Below are 21665 nucleotides of genomic sequence, written 5' to 3'. Positions count from 1 at the left end.
TCATTTCGCCACTGTCCCGTCTCACGCCGCCTGGCTCCGATGTCGCTGAAGCTGGACGCCCTGAGCCGCAGCCCCTACGAGGGGAGCGACAAGTGCGCCATGGTGATGCGGCGCATCGATCGATACTTCGACGGGCAAGCAGCATCGGTCGAACACGACCGGCTCTCACAACGAGACGCCTCAACGACGCCCGAACACGACAAGTCGCAGTCCCCGCCCTGAGGTTCGACCCCGGGGCAATGGAACCGTGGTTGGCGCCGAGATTGATCACGGTGGCGGCTTAGCGCACGTTCTGACGTCGACTCTCGCGAAGCCTGCACGTAATGGAATCCTGACGATCCAGCTTGACGCCCGATGGGCCGTAATGAAAACCTTACGGCCATGACGACCTATGAGTTCGACGGGCACCAGTTCAATGCCCTGACCGTGCTGGACGAGTCCGACCCCGAGTTCATCGTCCCCGTGGGCGTGGCGGCTGGTTGCAGCTGCGGATGGCGCGGCCCCGACGCCCTTCCCGGAATGGACGGGAAGGGCGGCTATCGCGGCGGCGACAGCCATCCGCTGACGGACGAGGAGGGCGAGGCCGAGCAGGCCGCAGAGGCCGAGTGGCGGGATGAGCATGTCGCCGAGTTCGCCGACAGCGCCGTCCCGGCCGCCCTCGCCGATCAGATCCGCGACGTTGGCAAACAGCTCGACGCCCTGATCCTGGCGGACAAGCCGATGGCTGCCCTGGCCGCGATCCGCCTGTCGGACGGCAACTTCGCCCGCCAGGCCCGCGACGCGGCCCTGCGCGCCAGCTTCCTGGACCATTCCTGGTCGCAGATCGGCGAAGCGCTCGGTATCTCCAAGCAGGCAGCATGGGAGCGGTACGGGAAGGCCCGCCCGGAACGGGCGTCGGAGTAGCAGGTCCAGTTCGGCGCCGTCCCGGCCGAATACTGATCGCATCATCTGCTGTAGCTGCGAGTGACGTTCGTGACGATGAGTCACTCGCAAAAAGTTCATCTGCGAGAGCCTCCGGAGTGATCACGTTTCCGCAGGTCGCCGTTTGTGATCTTCAGGGCTTCATAGCGTCGAATCTTCAGCGGTAATTGACGCGTGGCCACTCGCCGAAGGTGCTGGCGTCGACAGTAACGGCGTGAACGGTCCTGTCTCGCAGCCGGGTTGCAGGCATGGCCTGGTGTGGGGGCCGTGTTCTCAGTGTTCCGCGTGATCGCCGCGGTCGGAGGTCTGGGCCGCGCCCCGCTGATGGAGGGCGTCCACAAGGACGTCGCGCGGCTGTCCTGCTCAAGCATCGGAATCTGAACTGCCTGGTGCGCTACAGCTTCACCCCGTCCACCACTCCCGCGACGGGCTGCGGCCCCTGCGCGACCCGGACTCGATCGAGCTCGACGATGACGACGACGGCGGGGAGGAATGAGCCAGGCGCCGGGCGGGGGATCGCTCTCCCCGCCCGTGCTGGTCCCCGGGCTTCAGCCTCGGGACTTCTTGGCCGGCTCGAACCGCCACTTGCGGTGCGCCGCCAGAAGCCTCTCGCGCTGATCGGGCTTCGTGTCCCGCAGCACCATGCGCAACGTGATCAAATCGCGGATCTCACGGACCAGTCCCATCGTCTTCGACCGGGCCTTGCGCCGCCGCAGCACAAGCATCCCCACCAGCAGAACGGGGGCGCTGGCCACTGCCAGTTCGATGGTCATCTCCGGTACTCCTCCATAACGATCGTGCCGATTCCACGCGACCGGCCGGGCCGGTCGAGTACAGAATCAGCTCGTGAGGCGTTCACCGGGTTCAGTGAACAAGGATGAACAACAAGGTCAGGGGGCAGGGTGACCGATACGGAGCCGAACGGCGCCAACAGGGAACTGAAGATGCGGCTCAGGGCCGCTATGAAAGGTCAGGGCCTGAGCCAAGCCGACATCGTTACGCAGACACAGCTCAACGGCGAGGCGGTCGCCAAGGCGACGGTCAGCAATGCGCTGAACGCCGAGAAAGGGCCGCCGTCGTCTGTCACGCTCAAGGCGATCCTTAACGCGTTAGGCATCAGTGGCTCGGACAGGGAAGAGTTGTCCCGCCTGCGCGATCGAGCGGACTCCCGCGGCGACCAGGCTGTCGTGGGCGTCGTTGGTCTGCCTCGTGAGCCTGAGGGCTTCGTCGGCCGCCAGGACGAGATCAAGGAACTGCTTGAGGTGCTCGATCCCGCTTCGGGCAGCCGGCGTACGGCCGTGGTGGTGGGCATGCCCGGGGTCGGCAAGAGCGCCCTGGCGCTACATGCGGCACACATAGCCGTCGAAGAAGGTCGCTTCCCCGGCGGCGCCCTGTACGTCGACCTAGACGGCTACGCCGGCGAAGCGGAGAAGAAGGCCCGGCAGACACCGATAAGCGCGGCGCACGCGCTGGAAGTCATGCTGCACACCATGGGCGTCACCAGCGAGCACATGCCCCCGACAGAACCAGGCCGGGCGGCGCTCTACCGTGCCAAGCTCGCGGAGTTCAGCGGCCCCGCCATGATCCTCATCGATAACGCTCCGACAGCCGATGCGGTGAAAGCGCTACTGCCCGGCCTCGGCAATCATCGCGTCCTGGTGACATCCCGCCACACCTTCACCTCGCTCTCCGGTGCGCGTCATGTGGAATTGAAGGTGCTCACCGTCGACGAGTCGGTGGAACTGATCGACACTGCCTTGCAACTGTTCAACCCACACGACCTGCGTGTCCGCAAGGACCCAGGCCAGGCGCCTCGCCAAGCTGTGCGGGCTACTGCCGCTGGCATTGCACGTCTCGGCCGCGATCCTGAAAGGCGACCGGCATGGCTCGCTCGCCCACCTGGCCGATGAACTTGACGATGAACGGAACCGGCTGGAGAAGCTGAAGTACCCGGACGACGGCCAACTGGCCGTCCGGACGGCCTTCCGGGTCTCATACCGCCACCTCACTAAGAAGCAGCAGCGACTGCTGCGCCTGCTCTCCCATAACCCCCGCTATCCACTGGGCGAGACGGCGCGACTCTTCCGCAAGTTTTCTGTCCCACTGAATCCCTACCTGACCACCGCAGGCGCGGGGGTGCTCGCGGACAGCACCCCGGCCGCAACCCGGCCGCTGCTGCTGGAACTCGCCCGAGCCCACCTGCTCGAACAGCACTGGTGGGACCAGGCCACTCCTCCGGAACGCTGGCGGATACATGATCTGCTGTTGCTCTTCGTGAAGGAGCGGGCCGCCAAGAAGGCCAGCCAGGACGGAGCCGGGGAAGCCATCATGCGGTTCCTCTACTACTGGACCGAAACCGAGTTCGTCCATGGCATCAAGGCACACATTGAGGTGGAAGGCAGCCGCTACGCGACGGTCGAATTCCGGGAGGAGCTGGGAAATCTCGTCGTCGTCCCCACTGACGAGGCCAACTTCGAGCCCCCGCCCGGGTTCGAATGGGACGAAGAACACGGGGCATGGGTGCTCAGCGAGCCGAACGACGCTATGCGCGCGGCTTGGGAAGCAAGCGAGGCACAGCGCTGGGGAGACGGCCACATCACTGACGAAGGCACTACCGAAGGGCATGACGGAAGTGTTCGGTAGGTTTCTACATCGGTACAGCGGTTATCGGTGAGAACGATCAAGGTGGGCTAGCACAGTGATCCGTTGCCGCGCTGGGCTTCCAGGGAAGGTCGTCGATCACGGGTGAGGGGCGGTTACCGTCCGGTGCGTGCCTGTGGAATTTCTGACTGCCAGAATGGGCGGCCCCGGCAACTCTCCGCCAAGGGGGACACATGACTGATGGGCCGCGATCGCACGAACCGCCATCCGGCCCACCGCCAGAAAATGACGTCGAGCGAAAGCCTCTGCGGCGGCGCGTGACTGACGCCTGGAACAAGCTCGGGCCCGCCAGCAAGGTGGGGGCGATCAGCGTGGCTGCTGCCGTGATCGGAGGCGTCATCGCCGTCGCCCGCGCGACCGCAGCTGCGACCGACGACGAGGGCGAGGCTGAGGAGTCCGGCGACATCCTTGCTGAGGTCGCCCGCATCCTCAACCAAGCCGCTGCGGAACAGGACGACAGCTCCAGCCTCTCCAGCCCCCCACCCCGGCCGCCCTACACCGGTGACGTAAGCGGCTACTGGCGCTCCCAGTGCCTCAACCCCCGCGGCCACGCCACCGGCAACTGCAGACATGAGCAGCGGTGGGTGGATGACTACACCAAGGGCGCCGCGGAAGAAGAGGACGCCGAGGTCTAGCCCGCCACCAGTTCGACGCCGTCGCGGAATGTGTCGCTGTCGGTCGCTCCAGTTACTGCGGCCAGCCCGCCACGGGGCGACCTACTCTGCCCGATCAGCAGCGGATCATCACCAGGTCACACGAGACGGTGGCCAGAGCGCTGCGGGACGCCAACCGCAAACTGCACGAGGAAAACGAACGGCTCCGCAACGAACTCGCGGTCGCACTCGGACAGCTCGGCGATCTTCGCCGAGGCATCCCGGTCAGATGAACTTCTAGCGCATCGTGCGTGGGCACGCCAGCATTGCCATGATGCCGTGGCTCGCTCCTGGGCTTGGCAGCGGGGAGGGGCAGCATGCGTAACCCATACGCGGTCAAGCACGAGTGCGCCGACTGCGGCGCCATCACCAAAGTCAACACGAGGACCGGTCGTCTCTACTCTCACCAGCTTCCTGGCAAGATCGCCGTTTGCCCGGTCTCAGACAACGTCGTGGCAAACGGTCGGCCCGGGAAAGCGCCTCAACTTCCACCGTTGAGGCCAAAGCCAACCCCAGTACAGCAGCCGACGCGGCCTGTCGCGGACGAACCCTCGACCAGCGTGCGGGCAGTCCCCGGTGGCCTGCCCGGCCTCGGCAAGCGACGCTGACTACCCCTTAGCTGACAGTGCAAGCCACGCGATCGTCCAGTTCAGCACCTCGTTCGGAGCTGGAAGGTCCAGATAACGGCCTGCTCATCACTCAGAAACTCAACCGGCACGAGCCGGACCTTAGCCAGCCACGGAGCAAGTCCGGGGGCATTTCACCGAACCCCAGCGGCGAAGTGGATCACTGCGCTAGCCGACCATGATCCTTCTCAGCGCCAACGGCTGTAGAGATGTTCCCCAAGGCCGGAGAGTGCCGCGCCCTCGCCGATACCGAACACACCACCCTCAAGGAGACCACCCAGTGAGTGGCACAAAGGCCGCCGTGCGGCGCAGGGATGTCCTGATGGCCGCCCGCCGCGACGCTACGCCGAGGGCAGTGGAGGTCCCCTGTCCGGCGCTGTCGTCCGAGGACCGGAGGAGGCTTCCAGAGGATGCGATAGTGCGGGTGCCGAGCAGTGAGCGGATCACCGCGCACACGCTGAGGCGGCACGGCTGGACGTCGTACATGATCAGAATGATGGGCAAGCCGACGCGGGGGCCGGACGGCGTCCGGAATGTCTACGAGCCGATCCGGGTCGCCTCCTACGCCTCGCGGGCCTTCTTTCAGGATGTGCTCGCCCAGCACTATCAGGAGCAGTTGAACGCCCCGTCGCTGGTTCGGGCAAAGCGGCCGGTTCCGAAAAGGACACCGCGGCCCGCGCCGCCACCTCCCGACCTGCTATCCGGTGTCATGGTCTCGCGCGCAGAGAAGGTTCGCGCCGCACCGGTTCTCCAGCCTCGGGCGGCCGACGGTCCAGTGGTGGATTCCCGTTCCTGCCCGGTGTGCGGCAAGGGCGGCGTGCCGGTGGGTCGGTACCGACACCAGCGGTGTGACGGGCTCCGGGGTCGGGGCGAGAATGCCGTCGAGGCTCCGGCCGTGGCCGTCGGCAGTGTCGAGTACCGGCGGTTGGTGGCCGCGGTGGAGGAGCGCGAAGCACGGACGCGCGGTCGGCGCAGCGGCGCGGGAGGATCCCGGCCGGTTCGGATTCCGGCGGCACGCGAAGCTGTTCTTCTGAGGTGCGGTGGCCGGTGCGAGAATCCAGACTGTGGCGGTCAGCCTGCGGACGTGAAAGACGATGGGACTCCGATTCTGGAGGTTGATCACCTGGAGGAGATCGCGGCTGGCGGCCGTGACCATCCCGAGCAGATGGTCGCGCTGTGCCCGAACTGCCACGTGGTCAAAACGCACGGACGCACGCGGGAGGCCCTGCGGAGTCTGCTGGCCGAGGTGGCGGCCCATGCGCACGCCAGGTGGAACCGCGAGGTGGCGCTGTCCTGACGTCCCGGTCGAAGGGTCCCCGGCATCGGCACTTAGACCTTCAAGATCATCTCATGGCGGCTTCTGGGCATACCAGTACTGGACCCCTACTTGTTCCCTGGTGTCCGGGCTAGGACTCCGGTCCCAAGATCAAGTGCTTAGCGCTGATGGCTGTTCCGTTGTTCCATTTCCTTGCCGGTTCGCGCCACCAACGAGGAGTGGGCTGAGTTCCTCGGCCACTTCGGTGGCGCAACTACCCTTGGCGAACGAGGAGCCAACTCCAGTTTTTGCCCGCCACCATAGACGTCTGCCTCGCGGCGATCTGCCAGCCCGACATCCATTTGCCGTTCCCGTGATGGAGTGCTTGGCATGAGCATGTGCACAGGTGCCCTTTAGCGTCTCGGCAGGATGCTGTGCACCGTTCATCGTTGTTGTACTCGCGACCGACAGCCACGAACGGAAAACGCCCTAGGAGCTGCTCCGTCAGGCGAATTAGGCTCCGACTGGATACCGAGAAGTAACCCTCAGTCGGGTCCCACTCGATATATCCGGTTGACCGGGCATAGATCTCGACCATGGATTTCTGCTGACTGAATGCCTTGTCTGGAATCCAAATCCCCAACGGGCGCTTTGCAGGGAGTGCGAGAGTAGGCATCGTGCGGCCGTCCCAGGTCGGGAACCAGGTTGGAGTCGGCAGAGGTTCACGCATGCGGCTCCGGTTATTCTCCGAGATACCGCGAAGGATCAGGTTGCCATCGGCATCGAGGACGCCAGGTTGAAAGATCCTTTCGCCTGATCTGCGGCAGATCATTCGACCTCCCGGTACCTTATGGAGGACAGGGCTGCCCAGGAGCATGTCCACCTTGCAAGTCGCCCCACACGTTGTGCACTTCCACGTCTTCACTGTGCCCCCTCTGTGACGGTGAAGCACACATCGTTCTCCGGCATCAAGCCGGACGTGTCGCGATCAGGAGAAACCCACCGCGCCCCGAGTGGGAGAAGGCCGTCGAGTTCGCCTGCGAACCGCGCACCTTCCAGTAACACAGTCACCAGCCGCCCCGGATCATCCGAGAACTGGCGACCGATGGATACGCGAATTCACCAGTAAGCCCCCGCTCTGCGGCGGCTCTGCCGACACCGTATAGGAATGAGAGGCCGCGGTGCCCTTCCCTCAGGGGCTCAGGCTGCGGCTTCGCCGGGGTCTTCGTCCTCATCGTCGTCATCCAAGGAGCCGCCCCGCTCGTAGCCCGCAACGGGAACAACGCGCCCGTCAGCAAGGGTCCTCGTGTGCCCGACTACCGGGTGCTTGACGGGGGTTTTCCGTCGCTCGTCCACGGCCGCAGGGTCGGCGACCGACCCGGTGTCCTCGGCATCCTCGGTGGCGTTCTGTTCCATGGCCTGCCTGGCGACCACGAAAACGACGGCCAGGGCCACACCGCCCAGGGCTGTGCCAGCGGCGAGGATCTTCCCCTTGTGCTTCCCGCACAGGTTCTTCGTTTTCTCGACGAAGGAGGTGGGCTCGCCGTCCTCGGACGTGGAGTCATTCACGCACACACATCTACCGGACCCATCCCTCACCTGTCAGGCAATCACCCGACATCGCCCGATCAAGTTCAGTAGCTACAGAGAGTGACTTTCACCTCTGTCTAGTGGAGGACTGGCGACAGTTGAATACGCGAGCCCACCAGTACCAAGGCCGGTGCCCGCGAGGATTCGTTGCACGCGTAGATCCGCTATCCGCGTGAATTCCTAACACGCGGAGATTTTTCCGCGTAACGTGCTCTGCGTCCGACCACCGTGATACTGAGGGGGGCGCGTGTCCAGCACACGCAAGATCGTCCGGTCCAAGCCGGTCGTGAAGAAGTACTACGAGGCCATCGCGGTCTCGCAGTTGCGGGTCGACCGGAACCTCGACGCGCAGCGCATGTTCCAGGCCAAGTGGGCCGGCCGTCTGGCGAAGATCTGGGACCGTGAGGTGCTGATGCCCGCGATCGTCTCCCGTCGGCCGGAAGGCGACTTCCTACTTGACGGCCAGCACTCCACCAAGGTCGCTCTGGACATTGAGGGCCCGGACTTCGAACGGGACTGCATGGTGTACGAGGGACTGACCATGCAGCAGGAGGCCAAGCTGTTTTTGGCGGCGAATCGCGACCGCCGCGCGGTGAAGCCGTATGAGAACTTCGCCGTGGCGGTGACCGCCAAGGAGGTCGAGGCGGTCACGATCAACAAGGACGTGGAGAGCTGCGGTCTGCACGTATCGAGCGGCACGTCGAAGAACGGCGTCTCGGCGATCCAGGCGCTCAAGGTGGTGCACGGGATGCGCGCCCCCACGGACGGTCTCCTGCGCAAGACGCTGACGACGGTCCTCGACGCCTGGGGCTCGGACCCGACGTCGTGGGACGGGATGATGCTCCGCGCAGTCGCCCTGGTGATCAACAAAAACTGGGAGACGATCGACCTGGGCGCCCTGGCGCTGACCCTCAAGCAGGAGCCGGTCGGGAAGTGGAAAGACGCGGCGATCCGAGACACGGTCAGCGGCGGCGGCTCGCAGTCCCGTTCGATCCCGCTCGCGAACAACATCGCGTACGAGTACACGGTCGCGTACGGCGAGCGGCACGGGCCAGCCTACGGTCCGCCGAAACGCCGGAAGGTGAAGGCCGCCGTGGTAGCGGCGTAGCGCGGTTCTCCAGCGGGCCCCTGCCGACGTCGGCAGGGGCCCGTCCACGTTCCCGGGCGCAGATGGTACGGCGGGCTTGGACCAGGATCTCGACACCGGCACGCGGATCGTCTCACTAGTTTGCGGCTGGTGTCTGAGTTAGGACTCCGGGGCCATCAAGCCTGTTCGCCAACTTGGGCCGGGCCCTCACGTCTTCAAGATCATCCCATGGCCCCTTTTGGCCTCACCAGTACCGAGACCGTGGACGCCACCGAGCCGGCCGATTTCTCTACCCTCGCATCCGCGGCTTCTACGGCTTGGCCGGTACCGGGTCGCTGCGGCTTGCCGGGCCGTCGGCGGTGGGGTGCGGCTGCGCTTCCCGAAGCTCCAGGTGAAGAGCCTCGTTTTCCTGCGATAAAGCCTGCATCTGGCGCCGCAGCAAGTGCAGCTCGATGCACGCGTCCTGGTAGGCAGAGATCAGTTCGTTCTGGTTCAAGCTCAGCATGGTGTGCTCCTCGTGGTCTGGAAAAGGGTCTGATCAGGTGGCGCTCAGGGACACGAACATGTCGGTCCCGTCGGGCTGGCGGATCTTGAGGCGCCCGCCGGATACGTACAGGACAACGCCCCCGGTGGGGTTGGAAGCCGGGACCGTGGAGGCATTGGCGACGAACACGACACCCACGCCGCCGCCGTAGCTCTTGGTGCCGGTCAGAAGGCTGATATTCGGGGCGGTCGCCCGGTCCTCCACGAGCAGCGCGGTGAAGCCCTGGGCGCTGTTGCGGATGTGCAGGTCGTTGGTCGAGTCGTTCCGCAGCTGCAACGCCCACCGGTCCGTGCCCGAGGTGGCCAAAGCCAACGTCGCAAGGAATGAGGCGTTCGAGCCACGGTTCACACGGGCCTCGTAGCTGCCTGTACCGGCGCCGACGTCGAATGTGGTGCCCGGCGCGGTGGTCTGGACGCCGACGTTGCCGTTGGACCGCTTGACGAACAAAGGGGCGTCGAGCGCCACGCCGCTGTCGTTGAAGCGGGTGATCCGGAAGTCAGATCCCGCGTTCGACCCGGATTCGGCCGTCGAGTCGGCCTGAACTGCCCAGCGTCCCTCAGTTCCGTCCGGCACCAGGTTGTCGCTCAGGGTATTGGCGAACTGCAATTGCCTGTAGGACCCGGACGAGCCGGTAATGCGGAATTTACCGCCGTTGACGTTCACGTTGGACTGGAAAAACCCGATCTCAGTGGTGTCGTAGCCCCACGGGATAGAGAACCGGGTGTTTTTGTTCGCCAGGTCGGAGTTGCTGACTTCGATAGAGAAGTGCCGGTGCTGGTTGTTGAAGTAGGTGTTGTCCGGGGTGAACGTATGCGTGCCGGACCCGACGGCGGTGATGTCGACCTTCGCGGTCAGCGCGGCGTCGGTGTAAAACTCGACGGTGTTCGCGTCGATCCGCTTGGCGTAGTAGCTCGTTGCCAGGGACAGGCCGGTCGGCAGGGTGCCGGTGGTGGTGAGCTGGCCCTTCCAGCCGGGGCTTGACGGCAGACCGTGCGAGGTGGCCGTGGCCCGGTCGGTGGTGGTGTTGACGTCACCAGAGGTGAACGTGAACGCGTTGTACCAGTGGAGGTAGTTGTGCGCCTGGAGCCACACCTGTGAGGTTGCGTCTGAAATATCGTCGTCGAACCAGGCGACGGCGTTCTTCGCCGAGTTGCCTGTCTTCCCCTCCGGGTTGCTGAAGTGCAGCCGGACGGTTTCCGCCGATCCGACGCTGTCTGTTTCATGGTGTGAGGTTGTCGCTAGGACAGATGGTTGCGGGAGTATGTAGACCATTCGGACGGCTCCAGATTCAGCGGGATCGGTACTCCTATTATCCCGCTTTCGCACCCATTCACTTAGCCTTTTTATTTAGCCTTCTCATTCTCGAATTACTCGGCGGACGTGCGGTTGTAGACGTGATACGACTGGCCGCTCATCGTGGACGACCCGAACGCCCAGCCCGGCGACCACGGTGTGCAAGTACGCCCCGGCGTCATCGAGTACGGCCCTCGCCGCTGACCCGGTACCACCCCGTACGCGCCCGGCATCCTCATCGCGAAGAGCCGGGCGCTCCCGTTCCCTGCGGCCGTACGATCCCGGCATGAGCGACAGACCGAGCCGCAGCCTCCTGATAGCCGCTGTTCTTGGTGGCCTGATTGGCTCGGCCCTAACCATGGCCAGCGCCTTCATCCTGATGCCCGCCGAGGGCGCGCCAGCCCCGGTAGGCCCACGAGGAGCGCAGGGACCGGCTGGACCGCGCGGGCCTGCCGGGCTGACGGGGGCTGATGGCGAGTCACCGACGGAGGCTGAACTCCGGCAGGTGACCGGTGACAGCCTCCTGGGGAGCTACGTGATCCAGGGCCCATCCTGCCCAAGTGGCTCCCGTCCGAGCAGGATGATTCGCATCCCCGGCAGTGAGAGCACCGTCGGAGAGACGTTGACGCTCTGCTACTTCGGCCCGTAGGGACATCGCCCGGCATCCTCACCACGAGGGGCCGGGCGCCGCTGTTTGCGGATTCATCGGCGGAGGTCGTAGCCTCCCGCTCCACCTCGCCAAAGCGGGGTGGAAAGGAAGCGTGATGAGCCAGTCGTTCGAGGAACTCGAAGCGCAGTACAAGGAAGCTCTTAACCGGGTGAGCGTCGCCCATGCAGAGCAACAGCGGATCATGGGGGACTTCAAGCCGCTCGGTGCGGAGGAACCTCCAGTTGTCACCAAGCTGGAGCGCGATGCCCAGAACGAGGCGCACCAGGCGTACGCGGCGTACATCCCCATACGAGACCGGTATTGGGCGACGCGATGGGGTCGCGAGGGCAACCCGCCGAAGTCCTGACGACAGAGCGCCCGCGCCGGCCCCCAGCGGCCGGGCGCCTCTCGGCGAAGCTTTCGGGCGCACCCTTGTTAGTCGTCGAGCTCGACGTCCGGAGGGTCCAACTCCCACGGGCTGACACGTTGCATGGGACCGTGCTGGCGTTCAGCCGCTGCTCCGGCCGCAGTCATGTTGGCCTTCAGCTTGGCGAGCTCGACCGGCGACAAGGACGTCAAGGCAGCAAGCCGCTCGCGGTCCGACATGGCACGCAGTGCGTCCGGGTCGGTCGTCACGGTTCCTCCCTCAGCCGTTGCTCGGCAGGCTACGACTGCAACCGTGTCTCACACGACACGGTTCACTGCTGCTCGCGTACGCCAGACATGGAGCGGCCCCGGCAGGGACACAGGGACCGGCCGGGGCCTGATGCCGCCCGCCCTCCGGGGGATGGGAGGACGGACGGCCGTCTCTACTCGGGCGGGCACTCCTTGTGGATGTAGACGATCCAGCCGCCCGCCGACGTCGACGGCTTGTCGTGAGACGTGTAAGGCTCGCCGGGCCGGATCATCCGGCTGCACTTCTCGCAGATCTTCACCGGCGGTTCTCCCCTCCGGGATTGGACTGCGCGGCGCGTAGCGCGCGTATACGGGCGAGGAGGGCGAGCGGGCGCGGGTCGGGCATGACGAGGTGCGCGTGTTCGCGGTGTGCCCATACGGTCCAGCCGGGCCCGGACATGCCCGGCTCGTGGGCGACGGGAACGGCGTCTTCGGGGTCGGTGATGAGCCCGTCGCAATAGCGGCAGAGGTGCAGCGTCAGGGTCACGCGTGGCCACCGCCCAAGTTCTCGTAGTGGTCACACAGGGCGTTGACCACACGGGAGAGGCGCCGGGCGAATGCGATCCCGCCGTGCAGTCCGGGGCCCGGCTCCAGGCTGAGCTTCATTCGTGCCTCGCCGACGCAGGCGAGCGCGCAGTAACGGGGGATGTCGTCGTACGGGAGCCGTCCAGCCGCCTGCTCGACTTCCGGCACGAGCACGTTGATATGCGCGCGCAACTGGAGGGTAAGCGTCTCCAGCTCCGAGACAGTCGGCGTCTTCGCGTCCTCCGCGAGGAGCCGACACGCGCCCGCGCGCATGGTCTCTACGTCCAGCGGCTGCCGGTCTGCGGCAGGCGGCGTTCGTTGTGTCACGTCTCGCCACCCCCTCGCCTCAGTGCTTCGGCCAGCTTCATAATCACGTCGGCGCGGGCGCGCCCCAGTTCAACGAGCTTCAGGTCCGGCGATACGTGGTCGACCGAGAGGGACGGCAGAACGATCCGGCCCGCCTCCCACAGCGCTGCTCTCAGAGACTCCGCAGCCGCGTACGGGTCGACGTCCGGTTTCTTCTTCGTAGCCATGAACGGGACGCTAGAAGCGGGGAGTCGCCCGACGGTATGCTGTTTTCTCGAATTTGCTCGATGGCTCACGGAGATTGCTGGTGTTTTCTCCTGGGCTCGGTCTGACCCCGTAGTACCGAGCTGAGGCCCCGGACCATGCTGTTGGATCAACACCCCCTGGAAGGGAGAGCGTCCATGGCTCGTCAGCTTCGCTTCACCGGCACAGACAGCAAGGTCGACGGCTGCCCCGCCCTGCACACCGACGAGGGCACCGGCGAGATCATCGTTCAGGGCACACCCGTCACCGACCCGGAAGACCTCGCGCAGCTCAAGCACTTCGGGGCGGACGAGGCAGCGGTGGCCGTACCGCGCGAACTGCTCGTGAACTGGGGACCGAAGGAGATGGAGCGGGTGCCGGAACTCGTAGACCGGGCCACCTTCCGCCGTCTGTTCGAGACCTTCCAGCACACCGCTTGGCGGCTGGAGACTCGGCGCGGCTACGCGTCGGACCGTGAAGACCCCGACTTTCAAGCGTTCTTGGCCACCGGCTCCGCGCCCTGCGACCCCAACGAGCCCTGGTTCGTCAACATCAAGGCACAGACCGAGGCTGGCAAGACGGTCGGGCGGGTGCGCGTCGCCGACAACCCGATGACCACCGAACAGCGGTTCTTGCTCGACTACGCCCGGCACAACGCAGCGGTCGGTGAGGACATCCGCTACCTGTGGCGCGAGGACGCCGCCGACCTGCCCGCCGAAGACTTCTGGATCTTCGACTCGCGTTTGGTCGCGCTGCTGCACTTCGATGACGCCGACAACCTGCTGAACATCGAGCTGATCACCGAACCGGCTGAGGTCGTTCGGTACGCCATGGTGCGTGACGCGGCGATGCACCACGCTGTGCCGTTCGACCAGTTCGCCCCGACCGAATGACGCGTGACCGGTGAGCACTGACTATCAGCAAGCCAGGGTGGCCCTGGGGGCGCGACTGCGCGAACTCCGGTTCACCTGCCCTGGTGGTCGGCTCACCGGTCAGCAGCTCGCCCAGCGTCTCGGCTGGCCCGGCTCCAAGGTCAGCAAGCTGGAGAACGGCAGGCAGACGGCCACCCCCGAGGACCTGAGGGCGTGGGCCGACGCGACCGAGCAGCCGGGGGTGTACCCCGAACTCGCCGCCCGGCTGGCCGGGTTCGAGTCCCACATCAGGTCATGGCGTCGCGCGCTGGCGAACGGCTTCAAGCCGCTGCACGAAGGGCTGAGCGCCGAGATCGACCGCACCTCGGAAATGTGGGTCTGGGAAGAGTCCGTGATCGCCGGACTGATGCAGACCCCCGAGTACGCGCGTCATGTCATCCAGCGGTACGCGGAACTCCTCGGCGGAGCCAGCGATGTTGACGCCGCTGTGCGCTCCCGGGTGCAGCGGCAGGAGTGGCTGTACCGACCCGGCCGCAAGCTGCACGTCCTGATGTGGGAAGCCGCGTTGCGCTCGCTGATCTGCCCGCCCTCCGTGCTGGTCGCCCAGCTCGACCGTCTCACCGGCATGATCGGGATGGACACGGTGGAGCTGGGCATTATCCCGTTCACCGCTTCCGTCAAGATCGTGCCCGCCAACGGCTTCTGGGTCCTTGATGACCGTCTGGTGGTCGCGGAGGACTGGCACGCCGAGATGTGGTTGGACGACGCCGACAACGTCACCTTGTATTCGAAGGTCTGGAAGACCCTCCGCGAGTCGGCGGTGTACGGAGCCGACGCCCACAACGTCATCAACTCCGCTCGCCGTGCCCTGAACCCGCGTTAACGCCTCGGCGCAGGCGACGGCGTTGAGTGGACCGTCTAAGTGCAGCGGCCTCACGCAAAGCGGCCTCAAGGCGTTCGTCAGCGGCCTTGGACTCGTCAATGGCCCGAGTCGCGACGGCCACCGCTGCATTGATGTTCCGCTGCCTCCTCGGCCTGTCGCTCTCCGCCCCGGTATCTGAAAGTGCAAGCTCCAACCGCATGACGTAGCGCAGTGAGTTCAAGAACGCGTAGTTCGACTTGCTGTACGCCTGGACAAGCTCGGGCGTCGTGTAGAGCGTCAGCTTGGTGACGACCAACCGGAACTGGTCGTCCTGGTGACCTGGGTCGAGACTTTCAGGGCTGAAGCCGCTGGGCACCTGCCGTCGGGACCACGCGGTGTCGCGCGTGTTGCCGTGGGCGAGCATCTTCCGGTGCGCTTCCTCGATGGCGTCGGCTCGACGCTCCCAGATCTTGAAGGCGCTCTCACGGTCGCGGGTCGCGCGCTGGGTGAGGCTGGCCGACATGAGGGTGCCCACCGTGCCGATGACGGCCCCCAAGAACCCGGCACCGGTACTGATCAGGGCGAGGGTAACCGGTGTGATCGTCACAGCATGAGCGTAGCCCCGGAGGGTTGATCTCCAGGGCTCACGGACGTTCAGAGCACCCCAAGCGCTGACAACACCACCACGGTCAGCGTCAGCGAACCCCCGAACACGCCGCCGCCAAAGATCACCGACTTGCGCTTCGGTGCTCCCGGGTCGTGGTTGAGGAGAGCTGCCAGCCCTCCGACGATGATCGAGACCAAGATGCAGATGACGACGATGAGCACCTTGACACCGAGAGAGAGGTTCAACGGCCCGAGTACCTTTCCGGTGGTTCGGACCTTGGCACGCAGCGCTCAGCCCGACCACCACGTAACCAACGTGAGGTCTTGCTGAGGCCGTGCCGACGTCAGGCTCTCGGTGCCTTTCCAGGGCCTACTTAGGAAGCCTTCACCCTCTTACTGTGCGCCCTTGCTGAGCGCCTAGCTGTGGCTCGACGTCCCGAGGAAGCTTGCTCGGGATCGCTGGGCTTTCTGCGGCCCATGTCCTTGACTGCAACTCAGTCCGAGCTGGTCCAACAATTGAAGAAGGCCAGCTACTCAACTTCACGAAGGCGTCGGGCACTCCGCTCGCAGCGCGGACAACGGTACCTGAAACGAGGGGTGTTGGGAGGCCCGGCAGCCACGAGGGTATCTCCCGCGCCCTCTTGCTGGCGGGTACGGCCGGACGCCCCGGACCACCCCCAGAGGCCGCCGGAGACCCCACGCGATCCTCAAGCTGTCGCCCGGCAAGCAGGGCAGCGCCGCGGCCTACAACTGGATGGACGAGAAACTGAAGGCCAAGACATCACAGCCGTAGGCCGAACGACGAGAAGCCCTCTGAGCGGCCCGTGGGTCACGCAGAGGGCTTCAGCTTGCGGCAGTCACGCCAGCCGATAGACGGCCTGGCCCGGGTCCGGTCTCACGATGACACCGTCGTCGGCGAGTTCGCGCAGCTTGCCACGGGCTTCCTTGCCCGCGGCCTCTTCGCTCGCCGGCTCGTACCCGGCGACGCGCAGAGCCAGTACGGCGCGCTGCGTGTCCCACGTACCACCCAGAGCCTGAATTACCGCGGCGAGCGCCTGCTTGTGCGTCAACGGCGTATCTGCCATTGCATCCTCCCCATCCGGAAACCGCCACAGCATGGCAGAAACGCCCCCTGTACGGCCGTCATGACCGCGCTGGAGGCGCCGTGGTGTCTGGGCCGGACGGCCGTTGCACGGGCTGTCGACCGCTCCTATGGGTTCACGTACTGGGCTCTGCGGAGAGAAATCGGCCGGCACGGGCCTACCGGCCACGGATCGGGTTGATCCCGAGCGAGCGCAACGCCTGGACGGCCAACCTCACCCGTTCCCGGGCCATCTGCTTCCGCTGGTCGTCGTCCGTCTCGTCTGCGAGCGCCAGTTGGTGAACGGCGGCCCGGTAATTCGCCTGTAACTGCGTCAGCATCCGCATCAGGCGGCCCTCCCCGTGTTCCGGAAACGCATCTGCGTGTTCCTCAAACGGATCTGCCTTCCAGATGGTGTGCTGCTGGGCCGGTACGGAATCCAACCGGCCGCCTTCACCGCCTCCGACGTCGCCCGTACTCCCTGCCCCGCCGTACGTCTGCGGGCCTGGATCGCAGCCTCTTCCTCCGGGTCCACCTCGACCTCCGCTAACCGGGCACGGCGCTTGATCATGTACGCCTCCAGGTTCGCCCGGTCCAGCTCGGTCATGGCGTCGTCGTACGCCAGAAGAAGCAGTTCGAGTTCGTGTCTGGTCATGGTGTGTTTCCTTTCATCAGTTCGTTGTCCTGCCCTGACCCCGGGTCTGTCCCCTGTCCCAACCCCTAAAGGGGGGGTTGGGACAGGACAGGTGGACAGAGGGCGCTCGGGACAGTGGGACAGGTCAAGGGGACAGGTCTGACCTGCGGTTTTCTCGAAAGCGGGGACAGCCGGGACAGGTTGAGGGGACAGTCCGGAAAAAACTGTCCTGGGACAGGTCACTCCGGCTCCGGCAGACGCTCCGATTTCCGCCACGCCCGCACCGCCTTGGTGATCTGGGAGAGCATCCCGGTGTTGCCCGGCAGGGCGATCCCGTGATTAGCCGCCCACGCCTTCAACTGCTCGCGTCCGAAATCGGGCACCCCGGCGGCCACCAGCTGCTGCACGTAGCTGTCGATGTCCGTCCCGGACTTCCCACCCGCCTGCCGACGACTCCGGCCGCCGTCTGCGAGCGAAAGACATCGCGACTGCTCATCGAAGACCAGCGCGCCCTCCGGAACGTCCACGCTCCGGCCGAACGCAGAGAAGTACCGAGGGCCTGCCGGATCGTCCCCAGGCCGCACCACCTTCCACAGAGCATCCGGCCACCCGAGCAACCCGGAAGCGCCACGGGCACGTTCATGGCTGTGCCCCATGTGGTGAATCAAGAACAACTCCGCCACCCCGGCCGCCGCCGCCAGAGCGTTCAAACCTTGGAGCAGCGGCCCCATATCGGCATCATTCTTCTCGTCCAGGCCCAACGCCGCAGCGATCGGTGCCAGGCAGTCCACCACTAGCACCTCACATTCGACTGCCCGCAGCTGAACGGACCACTCCTCGCGGCATTCCTGGTCGGTCACGTCGAACGCCGCAGCCTGCCCGCGCATACCGGCATACATGACAGCCTCAGCCCGGACGATCCCCGTATTCCGCAGCCATCTCCGCGCCTCCCCCTCCGGCATCTCGAAGTCCAAGACGACGACACGGCCCGTCACCGGGGTCGTCTTGAAGCGGCCAAGGAACGGCCTCCCGTCCACCAGCGAAGAGATCACGTTGTGGACGAGCGTCGTCTTTCCCGCCTTGTACTGAGCGGAGATCAAGACGTTCCCACCGGACGGCCACAACTCATCGATCCGGTAACGCGTCTCCTCGTCCGGCTCCTCCAGGAAGGCGTCCAGTCGCTTGAACGTCGGGATCTGTGGCCGGGTCTCACTTCGGAGAATCCGCTTGGCCTCTGCCTGCCCGCGCATGCGCCGTAGGGCTTCCGTCGTGTGATAGCTCTGGACGACAATCGACTCCGCCTCTTCCGCGACGTCCACCACGTCCACGTAGAACGGCTTCGCCCGCTCCTCTGGCGGTAATTTCGGCATTTCAGTTATCCTTTCTATGTGTGGTCGGGCTGCTTCACCCGAACATGCCTCGTAGGGGAGATCGGTACGAGAAAACCCCTGGGTGTGGGACTTCCCGCCCTCCCAGGGGTTTTTTCATGCCCGGAAACGGCTGCTAGACCTCTGAGAGCCCGGTCACCGGGTCGTAACTCGTCACGGGGCCCTCAGTGACAGGCGTAACCCACGGGTGGCCGCTCAGGTACGTCTGCACGGCCTTACGCACAATGTCCTCCTCGCTGACACCAATCCCGGAAAACCGGGCCACCAGTGCCAAGCCAGCATCCTGCTCATCCGTAAACCACACGGTCATCTCAGACATGTCAGCGGCCCTTTCGGTCGTACGATCGGCCCCAGGCCGCCGTCAGATCCGCGTCAGTGATGCCATCACCAGCCACGGTGCCCATATCGCCCTGGACGGCGTTAGACAGCTCCACAGCAGGCTTGCGCTGGTTGCTCAGCTCCAGCTCGTCTTGACGCCGTTCGTTGCTGAGCCGGATTTCCTTCGCGATGTACTCCCCGAGCGCCACCCTTACGACCTGGCTGGCAGTCATCCCCTTGATGCGGGCCGTACTGTCGAGCGCGTCCGAGAGAGCTGGGGACATCCGGATGTTGCGCGGATTTTCAAGCGTTGAGAGTTCCTTTCCTCTTTGAAGTCAGCGTGCACTACTGCACTCCACAAAGAAAGCCCTAGCACATCGGGAATAGGCGAAGCGGCCGCAAGCTATTACACTGCTTACGGCCGCTCCAACAGGGCTTACACCCGTTCCCGAAAGAGGCGAGCCCTAGGTAACTCCAACGCGAATTAAACGCTGAACCCGTGACGGAGCAACACCTCCGCCAACTCCGGATCATCGGCCGGGATGAACCGCTCCAGTCCGGACCGCTGCACCAGCCACACTCCCCGCCAGACCGGGCCCTTAAGCGGTCAGGCCGCCCGGCGCTCCATTTCCCCCGGTCCGTGCAGCAGTCGTCGCAGCAGGGCTTTCTGCCTCGGCCCCAGCGGTGGAGCCTTGTCAACCTCTTCAGGTCGAAACGCGACTTCTCGCCCTTGACCGGCAGCCCAGTGTGGGGCCCGGTGGCAGCTTTGTGTCAGGACGCGATCGTCTGGCCGTCGAGCCACAGTTCAACGTCTGAGCGCCGGTACCTGATGCGTCCCCCACGGCCAGGGGTGAGCTTTATGTAGCGCGGCCCGATGCCCTGCCAGCGGTAATTGGCGAGGGTCTGGGGGGCGAGCCCGTAGTTCGTGTGTACTTCCCTCGGGCTTAAAAGCTCGGACGGCGCCACAAAAGCTCCATTTGATTTGATTTTAGGCTCATCTACTGCCAAAATAGGTTTATGCAAGTCAGTTTATCAAAAAATCTGCCACTAAAACAGAATCAACTAGCGCAAAGCACGTTCCCCATGACGGACCAACGGAAAACGAGCCGCAGTGCGGTCGAAGCCGGTCCCACATCAGCAGCAGTGGCCTGCAATGTGCGACGAGTCCGCGAACGGCGCGGCTATTCGACCTACCAGATGTCGCGGCTATTGAAAGAAGGGGGACGGCCCATCTCGCCTGCGGCTATCTCCAAGTTGGAGCGTGGCGAGCGGCGCGTGGACGTGGACGACCTGACAGCCTTGGCTTCCGTCTTGGGTATTTCACCGGCCGCCCTGCTACTACCGCTCACGGATTCCGATAAAGAGCTGGTTGAGGTGACCGGGGCAAGCGCTATCCTCGCCACAGTCGCCTGGGACTGGGCACTCGGCCGCCGTCCTCTCAGGGTGACGCCGGGCAAGGAACAAACTGAGCTGCTGGAGTACCAGCTCTACAGTCTGCCGCCCTGGCTTCGAGGTCCCGTGGGGCCTCGTGACGCTCTCAGGGACCGCTCCCCTCTGCGTGATCCGCGAGTCGGGGAGCTACTTGAGGAGATCGCTGCACTGGCTACTCCACGTCCATTGCCAGAACATCACAGGAAACAAGGGGGGACTGATGGCCAGGGTATGGATTGAAGACCGCGCGGACCACAAGAGCTACGCCGAGGCGCTGGAGAAGTGGCGGGACGCGAAAAAGTCCGGCATCAAGCGCGAGCCGCCGGGCCGCTGGCGGGTGCGCTGGTACGACCCGGACGGGAAGCCAAAAGCAAAGACGTTCGCCAAGCTGCCGCAGGCCGAGGCATGGAAGCAGTCGCTCACTGGACGGCTCGACAAGGGCTCATACCGCGACCCGCAGTCGGCGAAGGCCGCATTCGCGGTCGTGGCCGAGGAGTGGTTCAACGCGCTGCAGAAACAGGGACGCACGACACGCAGGGACTACCGCGAGCTGCTCGACCTGTACGTGATCCCGAAGTGGGGCACGTGGCAGGTCGGGGCGGTCCGGTGGGAAGAAGTGTCCGACTGGGTCAAGGAATTGCGTGAGAAGCCGGGGGCGCGCGGGAAATCACTCAGCCCTGCCCGGATCATCAAGATCTACCGCGTGTTCGGCATGGTGATGAAGCGCGCGGTGCAGTCTGGCAGGATCGCGGCCAGCCCCGCCGTTGACCACGACCTGCCGCGTGTCGAGGACGACGACGAACATGTCTACCTCACGCATGACCAGCTTGAGACGCTTGCCGATGTGGCAGGGGCCTACCGGCCGATGCTGCTGGTCCTCGGCTACTGCGGCATCCGGTGGGGCGAGGTATCGGCGGCGGCTGGCGGACAGCTGGACATCGACCGGCGGCGACTGCGGATCGTCCGGGCTTACTCGGACGTGAAGGGCGTACTTGAAATCGGGCCGGTGAAGAACCATGAGAAGCGGTCGGTGCCGCTGCCCCGGTCAGTTGCCGACGAACTGCGGCCTCTGGTCGAGCACCACGGCCGCGAGCAGCTGCTGTTCACGGCGCCGGAGGGCGGGCCGCTTCGGTACGGGAACTTCCGGAACCGGGTTTTCGATAAGGCAGTGAAGGCTGCGGGACTCAGCGACCTGGGCGTCACGCCGCACAAGCTTCGGCACACTGCGGCGTCGCTCGCTATCGCGTCTGGCGCTGATGTCAAGGTCGTACAGACGATGCTCGGCCACAAGACGGCGACGATGACCCTCGACCTGTACGGGCACCTCTTCCCGGACCGGCTGGACGAGGTGGCCGACCGGCTCGATGCGGGCCGTCTGACCGCACTCGCCAAGCGCAATGCGCCAGTCACACGCGGGGCGTGATCAGATCCATGTGTACTAAATG

The 21665-nt window shown here is 65.1% G+C and carries 30 protein-coding genes; 12 read left to right on the top strand and 18 right to left on the bottom strand.

All coding sequences use genetic code 11. The annotated features are described in order from the left end of the window. The first annotated feature begins 39 nt into the window (after positions 1-39). Both OP79_RS55340 and OP79_RS23005 read left to right on the top strand, forming a co-directional pair. Positions 40-222 carry a hypothetical protein gene (locus OP79_RS55340; RefSeq protein WP_157857351.1) on the top strand — a complete coding sequence of 61 codons (183 nt, stop codon included), beginning with the start codon at positions 40-42 and terminating at the stop codon, positions 220-222. Positions 223-381: 159 nt separating this feature from the next. After that, on the top strand, positions 382-903 hold the full coding sequence (locus OP79_RS23005; RefSeq protein WP_033322339.1) for a hypothetical protein: 522 nt from the start codon (positions 382-384) through the stop codon (positions 901-903). Positions 904-1469: 566 nt separating this feature from the next. Here the strand turns inward: OP79_RS23005 and OP79_RS23000 are convergent. Beyond that, positions 1470-1694 carry a hypothetical protein gene (locus tag OP79_RS23000; RefSeq protein ID WP_033322337.1) on the bottom strand — a complete coding sequence of 75 codons (225 nt, stop codon included), beginning with the start codon at positions 1692-1694 and terminating at the stop codon, positions 1470-1472. Positions 1695-1823: 129 nt separating this feature from the next. Here OP79_RS23000 and OP79_RS49810 point away from each other — a divergent pair, with 129 nt between their 5' ends. The 4 genes from OP79_RS49810 (at position 1824) to OP79_RS52025 (ending at position 6158) form a co-directional block, all read left to right on the top strand. Next, positions 1824-2831 carry an AAA family ATPase gene (locus tag OP79_RS49810; RefSeq protein ID WP_051744830.1) on the top strand — a complete coding sequence of 336 codons (1008 nt, stop codon included), beginning with the start codon at positions 1824-1826 and terminating at the stop codon, positions 2829-2831. Next, positions 2767-3564 carry a hypothetical protein gene (locus OP79_RS50505; protein ID WP_051744829.1) on the top strand — a complete coding sequence of 266 codons (798 nt, stop codon included), beginning with the start codon at positions 2767-2769 and terminating at the stop codon, positions 3562-3564. The genes OP79_RS49810 and OP79_RS50505 overlap by 65 nt, the downstream gene beginning before the upstream one ends. 275 nt (positions 3565-3839) lie before the next feature. Beyond that, positions 3840-4217 (top strand): hypothetical protein, encoded by a 378-nt coding sequence (locus OP79_RS22990; protein ID WP_033322336.1) that lies wholly within the window; start codon positions 3840-3842, stop codon positions 4215-4217. Between the two features lie 924 nt (positions 4218-5141). Further along, positions 5142-6158 carry an HNH endonuclease signature motif containing protein gene (locus OP79_RS52025; protein WP_033322335.1) on the top strand — a complete coding sequence of 339 codons (1017 nt, stop codon included), beginning with the start codon at positions 5142-5144 and terminating at the stop codon, positions 6156-6158. Positions 6159-7316: 1158 nt separating this feature from the next. Here OP79_RS52025 and OP79_RS22975 read toward each other — a convergent pair. After that, positions 7317-7685 carry a hypothetical protein gene (locus tag OP79_RS22975; protein ID WP_033322333.1) on the bottom strand — a complete coding sequence of 123 codons (369 nt, stop codon included), beginning with the start codon at positions 7683-7685 and terminating at the stop codon, positions 7317-7319. A gap of 268 nt (positions 7686-7953) precedes the next feature. Between OP79_RS22975 and OP79_RS22970 the strand changes: the two genes are divergently transcribed. Next, positions 7954-8814, top strand: a complete 861-nt coding sequence (locus OP79_RS22970) for a DUF6551 family protein (RefSeq protein ID WP_033322331.1) — start codon at positions 7954-7956, stop codon at positions 8812-8814. Positions 8815-9103: 289 nt separating this feature from the next. On the opposite strand, the gene OP79_RS22965 is transcribed toward OP79_RS22970, so the two are convergent. Together OP79_RS22965 and OP79_RS50495 are read right to left on the bottom strand one after the other, a co-directional pair. Next, positions 9104-9298 carry a hypothetical protein gene (locus tag OP79_RS22965; RefSeq protein WP_033322330.1) on the bottom strand — a complete coding sequence of 65 codons (195 nt, stop codon included), beginning with the start codon at positions 9296-9298 and terminating at the stop codon, positions 9104-9106. Positions 9299-9331: 33 nt separating this feature from the next. Beyond that, a complete protein-coding gene (locus OP79_RS50495; protein WP_051744827.1) occupies positions 9332-10609 on the bottom strand; it encodes a hypothetical protein in 1278 nt (425 codons plus the stop codon). A gap of 785 nt (positions 10610-11394) precedes the next feature. Here OP79_RS50495 and OP79_RS22950 point away from each other — a divergent pair. Then, the gene (locus OP79_RS22950; protein ID WP_033322327.1) at positions 11395-11646 is read left to right on the top strand and encodes a hypothetical protein; all 252 of its coding nucleotides are present in this window, start codon (positions 11395-11397) and stop codon (positions 11644-11646) included. Between the two features lie 68 nt (positions 11647-11714). On the opposite strand, the gene OP79_RS22945 is transcribed toward OP79_RS22950, so the two are convergent. From OP79_RS22945 to OP79_RS22930, 5 genes are all read right to left on the bottom strand, one after another. Further along, entirely contained in the window at positions 11715-11915 is a 201-nt protein-coding gene (locus OP79_RS22945; protein WP_033322325.1) for a hypothetical protein, read from the bottom strand. A 173-nt stretch (positions 11916-12088) separates the two neighbouring features. Next, entirely contained in the window at positions 12089-12214 is a 126-nt protein-coding gene (locus OP79_RS58065) for a hypothetical protein (RefSeq protein ID WP_281193233.1), read from the bottom strand. After that, positions 12211-12441, bottom strand: a complete 231-nt coding sequence (locus OP79_RS22940) for a hypothetical protein (RefSeq protein WP_245685419.1) — start codon at positions 12439-12441, stop codon at positions 12211-12213. The genes OP79_RS58065 and OP79_RS22940 overlap by 4 nt, the downstream gene beginning before the upstream one ends. Further along, the gene (locus tag OP79_RS22935; RefSeq protein WP_033322324.1) at positions 12438-12806 is read right to left on the bottom strand and encodes a DUF6415 family natural product biosynthesis protein; all 369 of its coding nucleotides are present in this window, start codon (positions 12804-12806) and stop codon (positions 12438-12440) included. The genes OP79_RS22940 and OP79_RS22935 overlap by 4 nt, the downstream gene beginning before the upstream one ends. Continuing rightward, positions 12803-13012, bottom strand: a complete 210-nt coding sequence (locus OP79_RS22930) for a hypothetical protein (protein WP_033322322.1) — start codon at positions 13010-13012, stop codon at positions 12803-12805. The genes OP79_RS22935 and OP79_RS22930 overlap by 4 nt, the downstream gene beginning before the upstream one ends. A gap of 174 nt (positions 13013-13186) precedes the next feature. Here OP79_RS22930 and OP79_RS22925 point away from each other — a divergent pair, with 174 nt between their 5' ends. Next, complete coding sequence (locus tag OP79_RS22925; protein ID WP_033322321.1) at positions 13187-13921, top strand: DUF6879 family protein; 735 nt, start codon at positions 13187-13189, stop codon at positions 13919-13921. A gap of 10 nt (positions 13922-13931) precedes the next feature. Continuing rightward, positions 13932-14783, top strand: a complete 852-nt coding sequence (locus tag OP79_RS22920) for a helix-turn-helix domain-containing protein (RefSeq protein WP_033322320.1) — start codon at positions 13932-13934, stop codon at positions 14781-14783. Here OP79_RS22920 and OP79_RS22915 read toward each other — a convergent pair. The 9 genes from OP79_RS22915 to OP79_RS22880 form a co-directional block, all read right to left on the bottom strand. Continuing rightward, positions 14749-15369: a hypothetical protein gene (locus OP79_RS22915; protein ID WP_245685418.1), complete on the bottom strand. Its 621-nt coding sequence runs from the start codon at positions 15367-15369 to the stop codon at positions 14749-14751. The two genes, OP79_RS22920 and OP79_RS22915, sit on opposite strands and share 35 nt — an antisense overlap. 47 nt (positions 15370-15416) lie before the next feature. Next, on the bottom strand, positions 15417-15614 hold the full coding sequence (locus OP79_RS22910) for a hypothetical protein (RefSeq protein ID WP_033322319.1): 198 nt from the start codon (positions 15612-15614) through the stop codon (positions 15417-15419). A 611-nt stretch (positions 15615-16225) separates the two neighbouring features. After that, entirely contained in the window at positions 16226-16453 is a 228-nt protein-coding gene (locus OP79_RS22905; RefSeq protein WP_245685417.1) for a hypothetical protein, read from the bottom strand. Between the two features lie 175 nt (positions 16454-16628). Beyond that, entirely contained in the window at positions 16629-16790 is a 162-nt protein-coding gene (locus tag OP79_RS55335; RefSeq protein ID WP_157857349.1) for a hypothetical protein, read from the bottom strand. 5 nt (positions 16791-16795) lie between these two features. After that, positions 16796-17104 (bottom strand): hypothetical protein, encoded by a 309-nt coding sequence (locus OP79_RS22900; RefSeq protein WP_033322315.1) that lies wholly within the window; start codon positions 17102-17104, stop codon positions 16796-16798. 218 nt (positions 17105-17322) lie between these two features. Next, positions 17323-18453, bottom strand: coding sequence for an AAA family ATPase (locus OP79_RS22895; protein WP_033322314.1), 1131 nt, complete (start codon positions 18451-18453; stop codon positions 17323-17325). A gap of 133 nt (positions 18454-18586) precedes the next feature. Beyond that, the gene (locus tag OP79_RS22890; RefSeq protein ID WP_033322313.1) at positions 18587-18790 is read right to left on the bottom strand and encodes a hypothetical protein; all 204 of its coding nucleotides are present in this window, start codon (positions 18788-18790) and stop codon (positions 18587-18589) included. A gap of 1 nt (position 18791) precedes the next feature. Beyond that, a complete protein-coding gene (locus OP79_RS22885; protein WP_033322311.1) occupies positions 18792-19073 on the bottom strand; it encodes a hypothetical protein in 282 nt (93 codons plus the stop codon). A gap of 487 nt (positions 19074-19560) precedes the next feature. After that, entirely contained in the window at positions 19561-19755 is a 195-nt protein-coding gene (locus OP79_RS22880; RefSeq protein WP_033322310.1) for a helix-turn-helix domain-containing protein, read from the bottom strand. 51 nt (positions 19756-19806) lie between these two features. Here OP79_RS22880 and OP79_RS58570 point away from each other — a divergent pair, with 51 nt between their 5' ends. Together OP79_RS58570 and OP79_RS22870 are read left to right on the top strand one after the other, a co-directional pair. Further along, on the top strand, positions 19807-20460 hold the full coding sequence (locus tag OP79_RS58570; protein WP_078491950.1) for a helix-turn-helix domain-containing protein: 654 nt from the start codon (positions 19807-19809) through the stop codon (positions 20458-20460). Continuing rightward, positions 20441-21643, top strand: a complete 1203-nt coding sequence (locus OP79_RS22870; RefSeq protein ID WP_051744826.1) for a tyrosine-type recombinase/integrase — start codon at positions 20441-20443, stop codon at positions 21641-21643. Before OP79_RS58570 ends, OP79_RS22870 begins: the two co-directional genes overlap by 20 nt. Positions 21644-21665 lie beyond the last annotated feature (22 nt).

The sequence above is a fragment of the Streptomyces yerevanensis genome (assembly GCF_000716805.1).
Lineage (GTDB): Bacteria > Actinomycetota > Actinomycetes > Streptomycetales > Streptomycetaceae > Streptomyces > Streptomyces flaveus.
Note: the sequence above shows the minus strand (reverse complement) of the source record. Positions and strands in the feature narration are given on the sequence as shown.